The sequence below is a fragment of the Amycolatopsis antarctica genome (assembly GCF_002262875.1).
In the GTDB taxonomy this organism is placed as follows: Bacteria; Actinomycetota; Actinomycetes; order Mycobacteriales; family Pseudonocardiaceae; genus Amycolatopsis; species Amycolatopsis antarctica.
On sequence record NZ_NKYE01000012.1, the window covers coordinates 21827 to 36036 of the forward strand.

Below are 14210 nucleotides of genomic sequence, written 5' to 3' on the forward strand. Positions count from 1 at the left end.
CGTTCCGTGAACTACGTCAGGAGTGCTTCTTCTTGTAGACCGGCTGGGTCTGCGGGTTGAACTCGTCGAACTCGACCTTCTTGGCCGCGTCCGTGCGCGGGTCCTGCAGGTCGACGACGTCGAGTCCCTTCTGGATGTCGGACGAGTAGATGTGCCCGTTGTAGTAGTACGAGGACCAGGAGCCGCCGGTGATCTGCTCGGTGTCGGACACCGGGCCGCGCTCGAAGAACCCGATCTCGTGCGGGTTGGCCGAGTCGGTGAAGTCCCACACCGACATTCCGCCCTGGTACCAGGCCTGGACCATGATGTCCTTGCCCGGCACCGGGATCAGCGATCCGTTGTGCGCCACGCAGTTCTCCGTGTCGCTCTGGTGCCGCGAGATCTTGAAGTAGCTCTTGAACTCGAGCTTCGGCTCCTTCTTCTTGCCGACGATGTCGTAGATGCCGTCGGCGCCACGGTTCGCGCCCACCTTCTCGTTGCAGGTGGCCAGGCCGCCGCCACCGAGCTCGTCGGTGAAGATCACCTTCGTGCCCGCGTTGTTGAACGTGGCGGAGTGCCAGAACGCGAAGTTCTCGTTGTCCTGGACCCGTTCGACCACCTTCGGCTCCAGCGGCTTCTTGATGTCGATCAGCACGCCGTCACCCATGCAGGCACCGGCCATCAGATCCTTCTCCGGGAACGCCGTGAGGTCGTGGCAACCGGTGGTGGCCGAGCGGTTCGGCAGGTCGGGCACCGGGTTCGGCCCGCCCGCGTTGCCGCCGTCGGGGAAGAGCACCGGGGTGGCGACGAGCGCGGCCTTCTCCGGATTCTTCACCGGGACCTCGACGATGGAGACCTTGTCGTGCGGCGGCTGGCAGTTCGGCAGGTCCGCGGCAGGCGAGTACGAGGAGATGTACAGCAGCACCGACTTCTTGTTCTTGTTCGGCACCAGCGTGTGGGTGTGCGAACCGCAGTCGGTCTCGACCGCCGAGACGTAGCGCGGATTCGTCAGGTCGCTGATGTCGAAGACCTTGATGCCCTCCCAGGACGCCGGGTCGGACGCGGGCTGGGACACGCTGGAGCAGGAGTCGTCGCTGCGCGAGGAGTCGGTGGAGAGGAACAGCAGGTCGCCCGAGACGGACACGTCGTTCTGCGAACCCGGGCAGAGGACCTGGCTGACGATGGACGGCTTCGCCGGGTTGGCGATGTCGTAGATGACGAAGCCGTCGTAGTTGCCCACGATGGCGTGGTTGTCCTTGAACGCGATGTCGGTGCCGATCGCGTTCTCGGTGTTGAACGGCGCCTGCTTCGGCACGTTCGCCAGGTGCTTCATGTTGGGACTGGACACGACCTCGTCCACGCCGGGCACGCTGGACTGCGCACCCGCGACCGGCGCTCCCGCCACGCCGGTGAGCGCGAGCGCGGCGGAGGCGACGATCGCCCCGAGTACACGGGATCTGTGACGGCTACGTCGACTGCTCTTCACTGCCGGGCTCCTCTCGACACACGTTGTGACCGGAGATTATTCCTTAGTTTGGCTAACGTCCATACCGTCGAAGGTGGGTCTATCCATCTGTCCCGCCATGTGGTTACCGGTTGGCAACGCCATCACCCCGTCGTTTGACTTCGGCACTGACCAGGTTGTTCGCTGTGGGCATGCGGATGCGTGTGGTTGCTGTGCTCCTCGCGGCCGGTACGGCGGCGGCCGTTCTCGGCGGCTGCTCGGACGAGCCGACGGGAACGGAACAGAACGCCTCGGTGATCGTTCCGGGCAAACCGGGCGAGCAGGCCTCGGTCATACCGCCCGAGGACGCGGGCGACCACCAGCAGGAGCCCGCGCTCAACGACGCCGACGTCACGTACGTGACCCGGATGATCCCGCACCACCAGCAGGCCGTCGTGCTCACCGCGCTGGTCCCCGAACGGGCGGCGGACGCACGGGTCAAGGCGATCGCCGAACGCATCTCGGTCGCGCAGGACGCCGAGGTGACCATGATGAACGTCTGGCTCACCGATCGTGGCAAGGCACCCGTCGGGGCCTACGGGCAGCGCGGCGGGCACCCGCACGCCGGCGACCCGGCGCTGATGCCGGGAATGGCCACGCAGGAACGGATCGACGCGCTCACCGCCGCTCGCGGCGCGGATTTCGACCGGCAGTTCCTGGACGTGATGATCGCCCACCACGAGGGCGCGCTGGCGATGGCGGGCGAGGTGCTGGCCGACGGAGTCGACGTCCGTGCGCAGGAGATGGCCCAGGACGTGGTGACCGGGCAGACCGCCGAAATCGGTCGCATGCAGGATATCCGCGACGCCTGAACACCATTCTTGTGCGATTCTCGAGTTAACTGTTAAGCCCTCGATACCCATTCTCCGGAAACCACTCCCGCCATAACCTCGGTACACATTTTCCGTTCCAGGAAACAGGAGACCGAGCGATGACGAGACACAACCGGACACTGCGCGCCGTACTGCTCACCGCGATGCTTCCACTGACGCTCACCGGCATCCCGGACGCCACCGCCGAAACCGAGGTCTCGTCCGCCGCGGCGGCGCTGGCGACCGGCCTTGGGATCACCCCGGCACAGGCCCGCGACCGTCTCGCCGCCCAGGAGGCGGCCGCCGGGGTGTCCTCCGCCCTGCGGACGGACCCCACCGACGGATTCGCCGGGCAGTGGTTCGACCGCGCCTCGGGCAGGCTCGCCGTGGCGGTCACCACCTCCGCCGCCGCGGACCGGGCCCGCGCGGCCGGCGCGGTGCCCCACTCGGTGGCACGGGATCAGGCGGAACTGGACCGGCTCACGGCGGCCGTCGCCGGGCTCGCGGGCGGCGGCGTACCGGGCATCTCCGGCTGGGGCGTCGACCCGGTGGCCAACGAGGTCGTCGTCCGGCACGTACGTGGTGCTTCGACGGCGGGCACCCGCTCGTTCCTCGACGCGCTCGCCGAACTCGGCCCGGGAGTACAGGTCCGTGACACCGCGTCCGCACCGGCCCCGCAGGCGGGCGAGGTACGGCCGGGCGACCCGTGGTGGCCGGGCGGCGAGTCGAACTGCTCGGTGGGATTCGCGGCCACCGATTCGAACGGTGGCAAGCATTTCGTCACCGCCGGGCACTGCACCGACAACGCCGACCAGCCCGCCTACGGCGACAGCGGCGGGCAGGACCGCATCGGCACGTCCAACGTCGGCGGGACGCACAGCGTGAACGCCCGCGAAGGCGACATGGGTGCGGTCGCGGTGACCGGAACGGACTGGGAACTCTCGGCGGAGGTGAACACCTGGGGAGAGGAGCCGGTGACCGTGGCGGGCTCCGCCGAACCGATGGTCGGCCAGGCGGTGTGTCATTCCGGCAACACCTCGAAGTGGCAGTGCGGCGAGGTCACGGCGGTGGACCAGACCGTGGACTACGGCGGTGTGATCGTCGAGGGCCTGGCCACCACCACGGCGTGCTCGATGGGCGGCGACTCGGGCGGCGCCTGGCTGGCCGGCGATCTCGCCGTCGGCCTGCACTCCGGCGGCCAGGCGTCCTGCTCCCCCGGCGGCGCCGAGGACCAGTCGATCCTGCAGCCCGTCGAGGAGGCAGTACAGAAGTGGTCGCTGACCCTGTACACGGGTGACGATGGCCTGAGCGCGGCCGGGCGCTGAGTACCGCGACCGCTATGGCGCACCGTGCGGCGAACCGCCTCGCCGCACGGTGCGACCTCACCGGGAGGCGCTGATGATCGTCGACGAACGGCCCGCACCGGACCGGGACATCCACCGGGCGCTGGCCGGTTACCGGGCCGGTTTCGGCTGGCGGCCCCGGATCCGCGCGGGGGCACTGGAACTGCCGCTGGGCGGCGGGCTCGCCGCGCTGACCGTGCCCGCGGGCTGGGCGGGCGAGGTGGCGCACCGGCTGCGGATGCACGACTGCTCCGGCCCGGTGCTGGCGGCGGCGGGAACGCCCCGGCGCTGGGCCTTCCTCGCCGCCCTCGACGACCTCGCACCGGAGCACGTGCCCTACGGGGTCCGCGTGCTCGCCGCACCCCAGTCGCTGGTGCTGCCGCCCACGATGACCGGTGACGGGCCGGTGCGCTGGGTGGTGCCGCCGGATCCGGGACGCCGCGCGCTGCCCTCGTTCGCGGCCGTGCTGCACGCCATCCGGGCGGTCGTGCCGCTCAGCGGCTGGTGACCCCCGGCGCGGTAGCGCCGTCCCATTCCCAGCGGAATCCGTAGACGCCGGGGCCGAATCCGAGCGCGACGGAATGGACCGAACCATTCTCCGCGACCGGTACGTTCACGGTCTTCTCCGACTCCGAATCGCGGCGGGAATACGATTCGCAGTGAGCGGGAGGGCGAACTCCGTCGAATACCACCTCCAGTACGTATTCGCGCACCGGCAGGCGGAACTTGCGTTCGTATCCGGTGGCGAGCGGAAACGGAGCGATATTGGCGAGTTCGTGTTCGGTGATCACCGTGTCCCCCGCGCGCAGCGGCCGGGGGAAGAGGAGTTCGGCGACCAGCAGGCCGTCCTCCGGGCGGGCGACGACCCGGCCGAGACGGCAGTTGTGCAGCGCCCGGACGACCGGAACCGGTCGGTCGTGCTCATCGATGTGCATGATGACGACCCAGCGGTCCGGCCCGTCCGCCTCGGCCCGCAGCACCTGACGGGAGACGAAGGACCGCTCCGCGCGTCCGGCACCCACGATCACCCGATCGTGCTGGCTGAGCCGGGTGAGCCGTTCGTCCCAGCGGGTGTCGACGCCGCTGACCGCGTCCGCGACCCGGTCCGCTTGCGGCCAGTGCGCACACAACTCCACCGCCCCGGCCGGGCCCGAGGCCCAGCGCCCGCGCCGCCGCGGAGGAGGCAGCAGCGCGGCGAGCGCACCGGCGGGCACCCCGAGCAGCGTCTCCAGCCGGGCGAGCGTGGCCAGCGAGGATCGCCGTTCCGGTCTGCTGCGTCCGCTCTGCCAGTAGCTCAGGGTGGCGGGGCTGACCGCGGCCCCGTCCTTCGCCAGCCGTTCACGGATGCGGTCCAAGCCGAGGCCGCGTTCCCGAATGGCCACGCGCAGTGCCTCGGCGAAGGGTCCGGTCTCCAGCAGCCGGTTCAGTTCGGCGGCGCCGGTGTCCCGCTCGCACCCGTCCATCCGCACCTCCTGGCGGTGGAGGACCAGCCCACCGGATCCGGCGACGATATCCCGGGACCGGTGGCCGCGGAAGCGATCGGACAGCGAAGATCGGCGGGAGTTAACTGTGAACGCCCTCCGGCGGAACGCTCGGGCGGAGCGTTCAGGCGCTGCCGCCACCGCCCGCGTCGAGCCCGGCGTCGTATCCCTGGTCGTAGCCGTCCTCGTACTGCTCGTCCAGCGCGGCGGACGCCACCCAACCGGCGACCGCGGCGCCCTGTACGTACGGGGCGGCACGCCGCACCGCCCTGGCGAAGGAGTGCGGCCCGCGCCCGCCGGCGGGCCCGTCCGACTCGTCCGCTCCGGCGTCCGCGGGCCGGTCCCGCCGCCACGGTGTCTCCTCCGGTCGCACGTCGGCGAGGAAGTCCGCGGTCGGGTCGGACGCCTGCGCGCCCTCGTGTGCACGATCCGGCCGCTCACCGGTGGGACGTCCGTGTTCGCTCATGGGGCCAGCATGACACCGCGGCGGGCGGTGTTCCATCGTTCCGGCCGAGAACGGCGGCGGTGGCACACCGGCTACATCAGCAACGGCAACAGCGCGTGCCTGCGGCGCACGACGGCGCCGTAGCGCGCGTCCATCCGCATCCACGAGTCCGTCGCGGTCACCCGCACCACATCCCCGGTCATCGACGAGTCCAGGAAACCCATGCCGGACAGGGCGAACAGGCACCGCATGGGCACCTTCACCTCGATGTCCTCACCGGACACGGTGAGCACAGTCTGGTCCATCAGCGAGGCGGGTGGAGTGCCCTGGGGGCCCACGTTCTCCCTGGCGACGGTCACCCCGCGATCGGCGAGATCGGACACCACCCCCGCGGGCAGCGCCTCGACCGTGCGCCAGCGGGCCGCGGCGGGCAGCTCCGACTGCCACAGCAGGTCCCGGGCCGGGCCGGCATCCATCGTCTCGCCACCGGCGACGGTGATCGCCGCCAGCAGCTCGTTTCCGGACACAGTCGCGTCCCGGGGCGTCACCACACCGTGCACCGCGCGGGTGACGAGCACGTCGAACGGGGTGGTGCCCCATGCCTCGACGACCTCGTCCCCGCGCATCCGCAGGCGCACGGCGGCCATGCCGTCGAGGCGGACCACCCTGGCGACGAACGCGCCGAGGGTCTCCCGGTCCGCCACGTCGGGAATGTGCAGTTCAACCATCGACGGGCACCTTTCCCGCTGCGAGCCGTTCGACCAGGAAATCGCGTTCCGCCCCGGACAGCCTGCGCGGCCGCTGCCGGGCGACGTCGAAGGGCGCCAGCACCGTCTCCGCCGTCGCCGCGACCTCGTCCTCCGCCGACGGCCCCGCGTGCACCTCGTAGGCGAGGGTGAACGTCGCGTTGCGCACCTGCGGCAGGGACATCCGCACGCGCAGGTCCTGACCCGCCACCGTGATCTGACGCCGGTAGCGCACGTCGAGGCGCACCACCACGAGGCCCTTCGCGAAGTCGCCGAGGCCCGCGCCCGCCGACTCCTCGAACAGCAGCGGTACCCGCGCCTCCTCCAGCAGCGTGACCAGGTTGGCGTGGTTCACGTGCCCGAAGACGTCCATGTCGGACCAGCGGGGACGGACGTGCCTGACGTAGGAGTCCACCGGGCTATCGGACCGTGCTGCGGATCTGGCGGGCGGCGACGGACAGGGTCGCCAGGTCGAGCTTGCCGATCCGGCTGATCTCGTCCAGGGCCGCCCGTGCCCGCGCCAGGCGGGACGAGTTGGTGTGCTCCCAGAGCGCGATCTTGTCGTCCACTTCGTCGCCGGGGTCGCTGTGCCGCAGCGCGTCCAGGCTGATCGCCCGCAGCGAGGAGTAGATGTCGTCGCGCAGGGCGAGACGGGCCAGTGCGTGCCACCGGTTGCCGCGTTCCAGTCCGCTGATGGAGGTCAGCATCTGGTCGACGTTGAGGTGGTCGGACATCGCGAAGTACAGCTCGGCGGTCTCGATCGGACTGCGTTCCGCCGACAGTGCGGCGTCCTGCTCGGCCAGTTCCGCCACCTCGGTCACGTCGAGCAGACCGTAGGTGTGCAGCAACACCGAGATCTTGCCCGCCAGCGTCTCCGGCACGCCCTCGGAGACCAGTTCGGACACGTGTCGCTGCACCGACTCCGCCTCCCGGCCGCGCAGCACGTCGCCCATCACCGGGATGAGCTCGGCGACCGTCTCGCCGAAGCGGTTGATCTCCGCCCCGACCGCGAGCGGCTGCGGGCGGTTGGTGAGGAACCAGCGCGCCGCCCGGTCGAGCAGGCGGCGCGTCTCCAGCATCATCCGGTCGGCGATCTCGGTGGAGACGACGTTGTCCAGCGCGTCGATCTCGGCCCAGATCGAGGGCAGGTCGTACACCCCGGTGACGACCGCGTAGGCCCGTACTGCGTCCGTCGCGGTCGCGTTCATCTCCTCGGCGAGGCGGAAGGCGTAGGAGATGCCCGCACCGTCGACGACCTCGTTGACCACGAGTGTGGTGATGATCTGGCGGGCGAGCGGGTGTTCGCCGATCCGGTCGCCGAACCGCTCCTGCAGCGGCTTCGGGAAGTAGTCCGGCAACCTACGCGCGAACACCTCGGCATCGGGCAGCTCACTGGCCAGCAGCTCGTCCTTCAGGTCCAGCTTGACGTGCGCGAGCAGCGTGGCCAGTTCCGGCGAGGTGAGCCCGCGCTCGGCCTTGTCCATGGCCTTGAACTCACCGGAGGTGGGCAGTGCCTCGAGTTCACGGTCCAGCACGCCCGCCTTCTCCAGGGTGGCCACCTGACGCTGGTGCACCGAGACCATCGGGCCCGCGTGTGCCCGGCTGATGCCGAGCATCGCGTTCTGCCGGTAGTTGTCGCCCAGCACGAGGTCGCCCACCTCGTCGGTCATCTCGCCCAGCAGCTCGTTGCGCTGCTCCTGGTCGAGGTGGCCACCGGCGATCAGGTGGTCGAGCAGGATCTTGATGTTGACCTCGTGGTCCGAGCAGTCCACTCCGGCCGAGTTGTCCAGTGCGTCGGTGTTGATCTTGCCGCCGGTGCGGGCGAACTCGATCCGGCCGCGCTGGGTCAGTCCCAGGTTGCCGCCCTCACCGACGACCTTGACCCGCAGTTGCCCGCCGTCGACGCGCAGCGCGTCGTTGGCCTTGTCGCCCGCGTCGGCGTGGGTCTCCGACGCCGCCTTCACGTAGGTGCCGATGCCGCCGTTCCACAGCAGGTCGACCGGGGCGAGCAGGATCGCGCGCATCAGCTCGGTGGGCGCGAGCCGCTCCACCGTCTCGTCGAGGCCGAGGGCCACCCGGACCTGCGGGGTGATCGGGATCGTCTTCGCTGACCGCGAGTAGATGCCGCCGCCGGTGCTGATGATCGAACGGTCGTAGTCCTCCCAGGATGAGCGCGGCAGGTCGAACAGTCGCTGCCGCTCGCGGAACGAGGCGGCGACGTCCGGGTCCGGGTCGAGCACGATGTGCATGTGGTTGAACGCGGCCACCAGCCGGATGTGCTGGGAGAGCAGCATTCCGTTGCCGAACACGTCCCCCGCCATGTCACCGATGCCGACGACGGTGAACTCCTCGGTCTGGGTGTCGGTGCCCAGCTCGCGGAAGTGCCGCTTGACGCTCTCCCACGCGCCGCGCGCGGTGATGCCCATAGCCTTGTGGTCGTAGCCGACCGAGCCACCGGAGGCGAACGCGTCACCCAGCCAGAAGCCGTAGTCGGCGGAGACGGCGTTCGCGATGTCGGAGAACTTCGCGGTGCCCTTGTCGGCCGCGACCACCAGGTAGCTGTCGTCCTCGTCGTAGCGGACCACGTTCGGCGCCGGGACCGGCTTGCCGTCGGACCGGTTGTCGGTGAGGTCGAGCAGACCGGAGATGAACATCTTGTAGCAGGCGATGCCCTCGTTGAGCTGCGCGTCGCGGTCCAGCCCCGCGTCACCGGTGGCGGCGGGCGGGGACTTCACCACGAAACCGCCCTTCGCGCCCACGGGCACGATCACGGCGTTCTTCACGGCCTGTGCCTTGACCAGTCCGAGGATCTCGGTGCGGAAGTCCTCGCGGCGGTCGGACCAGCGCAGGCCGCCACGAGCGACGGCACCGAAGCGAAGGTGGACGCCCTCGATGCGCGGCGAGCAGACGAAGATCTCGAACTTCGGCCGCGGCTCGGGCAGATCGGGCACGCCCTGCGGGTCGAGCTTGACCGCCAGGTAGGGCCGGGGGTTCCCGTCGGCGTCGACGACGTGGTAGCTCGTCCGCAGCGTGGCGCCGATGACGGACATCAGCCTGCGCAGGATCCGGTCCTCGTCGAGGCTGGTCACCTCGTCGATCGCCGCGTTCAGCTCGGCGACCTGCACCTCGGCCTGTTCGATCCGCTGCTCGTCCGGGCGGGACACGTCGAAGCGGGTCTCGAACAGCCGCACCAGCGCGGTGGCGATGTCGGTGTGCGCGAGCACGGCGTTCTCGATGTACTCCTGCGAGTACGGGCTGCCCGCCTGGCGCAGGTATCGGGCGTAGGCCCGCAGCACCGAGGCCTGGCGCCAGGTCAGGCCCGCGCACAGGACCAGCGAGTTGAATCCGTCCACCTCGCAGTCACCCCGCCAGGCCGCCTCGAAGGCGTCCTGGAAACGCACCTGCAGGTCGGACTCGGCGTGCCCGTTCATCCGGTCCAGCACGCGCTGGTCGATCTTGAGCCCGAAGTCGTAGATCCACGAACGGGTGCCGTCCGCGCGGCGCATCTCGTAGGGCCGCTCGTCGACGACCTCGACGCCCATCCGCTGCAGCAGCGGGAGCACCGTCGAGAGGGTGACGCCACCGCCCAGCAGATACAACTTGAAGCGGCGCTCGCCCGGGGCGGCGTCGGCGGGCAGGTAGAAGCGCATGGCAAGGTCGGACTCGTCCCGCAGCGTCTCCAGCCTGCGCAGGTCGGCGAGTGCCTCACCGGCCGGGAAGTCCTCCTTGTAGGCCTCGGGGAACACCCCGGCGAACCGCTGGCCCTGCTCGCTCGCGGACTCGTCGCCCATCGAACCGCTGCCATTGCCCGCGCCCGGGCCGCGCTCCCTGCGCTCGGCCAGGATCGCCTCGACCATCAGGTCGTCCCAGCCCCGGACGGCCTCGTTGAGGCGTTCCTGGATGCGCAGCGTGTCCGGCTCGATCAGGCTGGCCGGGTCGGTGTGCACGGTGAAATGGACCTGCGCGAGGACCGTCTCGCCGAGGCGGGTGCCGAATTCCAGGTGCGTGCCCTCCAGCTCGGCGAGCAGCACGTCCTGCATCGCCAGCCGCGAACGGGTGGTGTACCGGTCGCGCGGCAGGAACACGAGGCAGGAGAAGAAACGACGGTAGGGGTCCCGGCGCAGGAACAGGCGCAGCCGGCGGGCGTCGGCGAGGGTGATCGCGCCGGTGGCCGTGGAGTAGAGCGAGTCGGTGTCGGCGGAGAACAGGTCGGCGCGCGGCCAGTTCTGCAGCACCTCCAGCATCCGCTGCCCGGAGTAGGAGGCCATCGGGAAGCCCGCGCGGTGGATGACCTCGCGCACCCGGTGCGACACCACCGGAATGTCGAGCACGTTCTCGTGCAGCGCGGTCGTGGTGAACATGCCGAGGAACCGGTGCTCGCCGGTCACCCTGCCCTCGGTGTCGAAGGTCTTCACACCCACGTAGTACGGATAGACCGGCCGGTGCACCGTGGACGGCGCGCTGGCCTGGGTGAGCACGAGCAGGGTCGGCGCGAGCGCGGTGGCCGCGGTGTCCGGGCCGGCGGTCAGGCCGCGGGCGGCGAGGCTGTCCTGCCGCAGCACACCCAGCCCGGAGGCCAGGACGGCCCGCAGAGCAGGCTCGTCGCTACCGGAGTCCGGGTGGTCGACGAGTTCGTAGTGCCGGTAACCGAGGAACGTGAAGTGGCCCGAGGCGAGCCAGCGAAGCAGTTCCGCCCCGGAGGAAACCTCCTCCTCCGGCAGCGGCGGCGGTGCGGACTCGAGACCCTCGGCCAGCGCGCGGGCGGCCTCCTCCATCTTGCCGGTGTCCTCGACGACCTCACGGACGTCACCGAGGACGGAGGTGAGCCGGTTGTCGAGTTCCCTGGCCCGCGAAGGGTCTGTGATCAGATCTACCTCGAGGTACATCCAGGATTCGATGGCCGCGCCCTCGGGCGGGCTGGCGACGTCGGCGTTGGGGTGGATCTCGAGCAGTTCGCCGGTCACGTCGCGGGAGACGACGACGATGGGGTGCACGATGCGCTGGACCTGGGCACCGGTGCGGGAGAATTCGGCGGCGACGGAGTCCACCAGGTACGGCATGTCGTCGGTGACGATCTGCAGGACCGTCGCGTCCCGGGACCAGCCGTCCTCCGCGGTGGTCGGGTTGACCAGGCGGACGGCGGGCCGCCCCGGCACGCGGGCCTGCGCGAGCTGCAGGTGCGACCGCACCGCTCCGACGAGGTCGGCCGGGTCGTCGTCGAGGATCTCTTCGGCGGGGATGTGCCGGTAGTAGAGCCGGATCAGGTCGCCGATCTCCGGCGCGTAGGCCGCGGCGGCGTCCACGAGTTCGTCGCGGATCTGCTCGGGGCTGGCGGGACGTCGGGTGTTTCCGCTCTCGGCGCCCTGCGCGGGCGAGACTCCCGTCGAGCTCATGTCAGGCAACTCTCCACTCGATGCTCGTTCACGACTCGCGAATGCGGCCACCGGCCGGGGCCTCGCGTGCTCCGTCTGTTTCTCGGCGCGCGCGGATCACTGGGCAGGCTGACGCCCACCCGCGAACGACACCGCGACGTGCTCGATTCGAGCACCACCCTATGCGTGCACCGCAAGCGGAAACCACTCGCCTTCGCCTACGTGCGACGGGCCTGTCACGGCCGGTGCGGGCACGCGCACGCTCGCCGGGATTCCCGCTGTACGAAGGCTTGCGCGCTCCCGGCGGCCGTGATCGGCATGGACCTCAGCCGCCCTCGTCGCGGTGGCGTCCGCTGGCGGAACCGTCACCGGTGTGGCTGCGCCCGTTGCGGTGCGACCCTTCGTCGAGCACCCCCGGCTGTCTGCTGAGGTCCTTCACCAGAGCGGCCGCACTCGAGACTCCCGCACGGTGTTCGGCGAGAGCGCGGGCGAGCAGATCGGCGAGCCCGGCGTCCGCGGGCAGTTCGTCGGTCGGGAACGAGTCGAACGCGGGCCCGACGGAGTCCGCGTCGGTCCGCTCCTCGGGCCGTTCGGCGGTGAGTTCCTCCAGTGACGGCAGTGGTGGGGGCAGGCGCAGCCGGATCGGTGGCCCGAAGGGATCGGGGTCGTCGTTCTCGGCGGGGGCCTCCGTGGCGGACGCGACGTGCTCTCCCGGCACGTCGGCGGGCGAGATGCCCGTCTCCTCGGGCTCCGGGCCCGGTTCGAGCCGCTCGGTCAGCGAGAACTGGCGCTCGCCCCATGTCTCCGGCGAGCTGGACCTCGGTGCGCTGACGGCGATCTGCGCAGGCAGCGCGATGTCGATCGCCGGCGGGTCGGGCTGCTTCTCGGCGGGGTGCTCGTGCCGGAAGGCAGCGGCGTCCTGTTCGTCGGGGGCCCGTCGCCTGCCGCCCGCCCGTTCGCCCGAGCCCGCGATGCCGAGCCGGTCCAGTACGGACCGGGCGGTGACGGACCCGTGCTCGCTGTCGTGGCGCCTGTTCCGGCCCGGGGGCCGGCGCGCCTCGTCCCGCCCCGGTGCCGGCATTTCCGGTTCGGCTGGGGCCGCCTGCGGTTCCTGGGCGGCGGGGGGTTCCGCGGCTGCTTGCGGTTCCACGACTGGTTGCGGTTCCACGACTGGTTGCGGTTCCACGACTGGTTGTGGTTCGGCGGCACGGCGGGACCTCGGCACCCGGTCCGCGAGGTCCTCCGCCACGCTTTCCGGTCGATCGGTTCCCTGCGCGGGCGGGACCGGGTCGCGGCGTGCTCCGGGGGGCGCGTCCCGCTCCACCTCGGCGGCACGTGCCGCGGGCACGCGTTCGGTTCGGGCGTTCCCGGTCAGCACCTCGGCGAGTTCCACGGGCGCCTGCTCGCCGGTGCCGAACTCGGCCACGAGCACGGCGCAACTCTGCCGGCGTGCCTGGATGTGCGCACGTTCCGCGGCCCGGGAACGGTGCAAACAGGTCAGGGCTTCGGCCGGGCCGCGCAGCATCTCCTCGACGTGCGCCAGTTCCTGCCACGCCTGGGCGGCGAGCGAGTGCAGGCCGTGCCGCTCGGCGTCGTGTGCCGCATCGCGCAGCAGCTTGCTCGCCGCGTCGGCCGCGCCGGCGGGCAGGTGGACGCGGGTGGCGATGGCGAGCCGCAGCCACCCGGCGGGCGCGATCTCGGCTGCGCGAGCGGGCAGGGCCAGCACCGGACGGGCGATCTCCAGTGCGTCCTCGACCTGGCCCTGGTCGAGCAGGGAGCACACCAGGTCCAGTACGAGCCGGATCCGGGCGATCCCGCCGTCCGCGGCACCGTCGGTGAGCTGGGCGAGCAGGCCGAGGCCCGCCCTGGCCGAATCGGCCGCCTTGGCGAGCCCGCCGTGCCTGCGGTGGTGTGCCGCCTGCGCGGCGTGCAGGAGTCCGCGCAGTACGAGTGTGCTGTCCTCGTCGACCGTCTCGTCCGAGGCGCACAACCGGTCGGCCTCGGCGAACAGCCGATCGAGTTCGGCGGGCCTGCCGAGGTGTGCCATGCAGCCGACGAGGTGTGCCAGTGCCGCCGCCCGGATCGCCGGCGGGAGGCCGGCATCGGCCAGTACGGGCCGGAGCACCGCCAGAGCCGTGAGCGGGACGCCGACGCTGCGCGCGCAGACGGCCAGGTCGACCCGCAACGCGGCGGCGTGGCGGGGCAGCCCCGCGGCTTCGGCGGCCCGCAACGCTACGACCGCGCGACCCGCCATGTCCGGCCGGCGGCCCAGGCGTACCGCGGCGTGCACGGCGAGCGCCTCGGCCTCGATCCACTGCCGCTCGGTCCCCGCGTGCTCGGCGAGCGTGGCGGCACGCTCGCCGAGCACGGCGGTGAGCTCGGGCGCCCGCAGACGCAGCGCGGACGCACGGTCGAGCAGCAAGTCGACCGCTTCCGGTTCGGCGCCGGCGGCGCCATCCGTTCCCGGCGAGCGAGCCGGCTGGTCGTTGCGCTTGCTGCCTACCACGGGTGACTCCGCTCAGTGTCGT

At 71.1% G+C, this 14210-nt stretch carries 10 protein-coding genes; 3 read left to right on the plus strand and 7 right to left on the minus strand.

Annotated elements, in window-relative coordinates; translation table 11 throughout:
- Nucleotides 1–16 precede the first annotated feature (16 nt).
- Complete coding sequence (locus CFN78_RS18810; RefSeq protein WP_094864164.1) at nucleotides 17–1465, minus strand: LVIVD repeat-containing protein; 1449 nt, start codon at nucleotides 1463–1465, stop codon at nucleotides 17–19.
- Between the two features lie 176 nt (nucleotides 1466–1641).
- Between CFN78_RS18810 and CFN78_RS18815 the strand changes: the two genes are divergently transcribed.
- From CFN78_RS18815 to CFN78_RS18825, 3 genes are all read left to right on the plus strand, one after another.
- The gene (locus CFN78_RS18815; protein ID WP_240519554.1) at nucleotides 1642–2295 is read left to right on the plus strand and encodes a DUF305 domain-containing protein; all 654 of its coding nucleotides are present in this window, start codon (nucleotides 1642–1644) and stop codon (nucleotides 2293–2295) included.
- Nucleotides 2296–2414: 119 nt separating this feature from the next.
- Nucleotides 2415–3620 carry a S1 family peptidase gene (locus tag CFN78_RS18820; RefSeq protein WP_240519541.1) on the plus strand — a complete coding sequence of 402 codons (1206 nt, stop codon included), beginning with the start codon at nucleotides 2415–2417 and terminating at the stop codon, nucleotides 3618–3620.
- A gap of 73 nt (nucleotides 3621–3693) precedes the next feature.
- Nucleotides 3694–4146 (plus strand): hypothetical protein, encoded by a 453-nt coding sequence (locus CFN78_RS18825; protein WP_094864165.1) that lies wholly within the window; start codon nucleotides 3694–3696, stop codon nucleotides 4144–4146.
- Here CFN78_RS18825 and CFN78_RS18830 read toward each other — a convergent pair.
- From CFN78_RS18830 to CFN78_RS18855, 6 genes are all read right to left on the minus strand, one after another.
- Nucleotides 4133–5101 carry a helix-turn-helix domain-containing protein gene (locus tag CFN78_RS18830; protein WP_094864166.1) on the minus strand — a complete coding sequence of 323 codons (969 nt, stop codon included), beginning with the start codon at nucleotides 5099–5101 and terminating at the stop codon, nucleotides 4133–4135. The two genes, CFN78_RS18825 and CFN78_RS18830, sit on opposite strands and share 14 nt — an antisense overlap.
- 142 nt (nucleotides 5102–5243) lie before the next feature.
- Nucleotides 5244–5585 (minus strand): hypothetical protein, encoded by a 342-nt coding sequence (locus tag CFN78_RS18835; RefSeq protein WP_338065541.1) that lies wholly within the window; start codon nucleotides 5583–5585, stop codon nucleotides 5244–5246.
- A gap of 71 nt (nucleotides 5586–5656) precedes the next feature.
- Nucleotides 5657–6292, minus strand: coding sequence for a DUF8185 domain-containing protein (locus CFN78_RS18840; RefSeq protein WP_094864167.1), 636 nt, complete (start codon nucleotides 6290–6292; stop codon nucleotides 5657–5659).
- Entirely contained in the window at nucleotides 6285–6725 is a 441-nt protein-coding gene (locus CFN78_RS18845) for an acyl-CoA thioesterase (RefSeq protein ID WP_420807903.1), read from the minus strand. Before CFN78_RS18845 ends, CFN78_RS18840 begins: the two co-directional genes overlap by 8 nt.
- Nucleotides 6726–6729: 4 nt before the next feature.
- On the minus strand, nucleotides 6730–11703 hold the full coding sequence (locus CFN78_RS18850; protein WP_094864168.1) for an NAD-glutamate dehydrogenase: 4974 nt from the start codon (nucleotides 11701–11703) through the stop codon (nucleotides 6730–6732).
- A gap of 304 nt (nucleotides 11704–12007) precedes the next feature.
- A complete protein-coding gene (locus tag CFN78_RS18855) occupies nucleotides 12008–14188 on the minus strand; it encodes an ATP-binding protein (protein ID WP_094864169.1) in 2181 nt (726 codons plus the stop codon).
- Nucleotides 14189–14210: the final 22 nt, after the last annotated feature.

Bases quoted from the DNA above. Each gene is read 5' to 3' on its own strand.
- CFN78_RS18825 (WP_094864165.1), top strand. From the start codon at position 3,694: ATGATCGTCGACGAACGGCCCGCACCGGACCGGGACATCCACCGGGCG.
- CFN78_RS18830 (WP_094864166.1), bottom strand. From the start codon at position 5,101: ATGGACGGGTGCGAGCGGGACACCGGCGCCGCCGAACTGAACCGGCTG.
- CFN78_RS18820 (WP_240519541.1), top strand. From the start codon at position 2,415: ATGACGAGACACAACCGGACACTGCGCGCCGTACTGCTCACCGCGATG.
- CFN78_RS18815 (WP_240519554.1), top strand. From the start codon at position 1,642: ATGCGTGTGGTTGCTGTGCTCCTCGCGGCCGGTACGGCGGCGGCCGTT.
- CFN78_RS18835 (WP_338065541.1), bottom strand. From the start codon at position 5,585: ATGAGCGAACACGGACGTCCCACCGGTGAGCGGCCGGATCGTGCACAC.
- CFN78_RS18840 (WP_094864167.1), bottom strand. From the start codon at position 6,292: ATGGTTGAACTGCACATTCCCGACGTGGCGGACCGGGAGACCCTCGGC.
- CFN78_RS18850 (WP_094864168.1), bottom strand. From the start codon at position 11,703: ATGAGCTCGACGGGAGTCTCGCCCGCGCAGGGCGCCGAGAGCGGAAAC.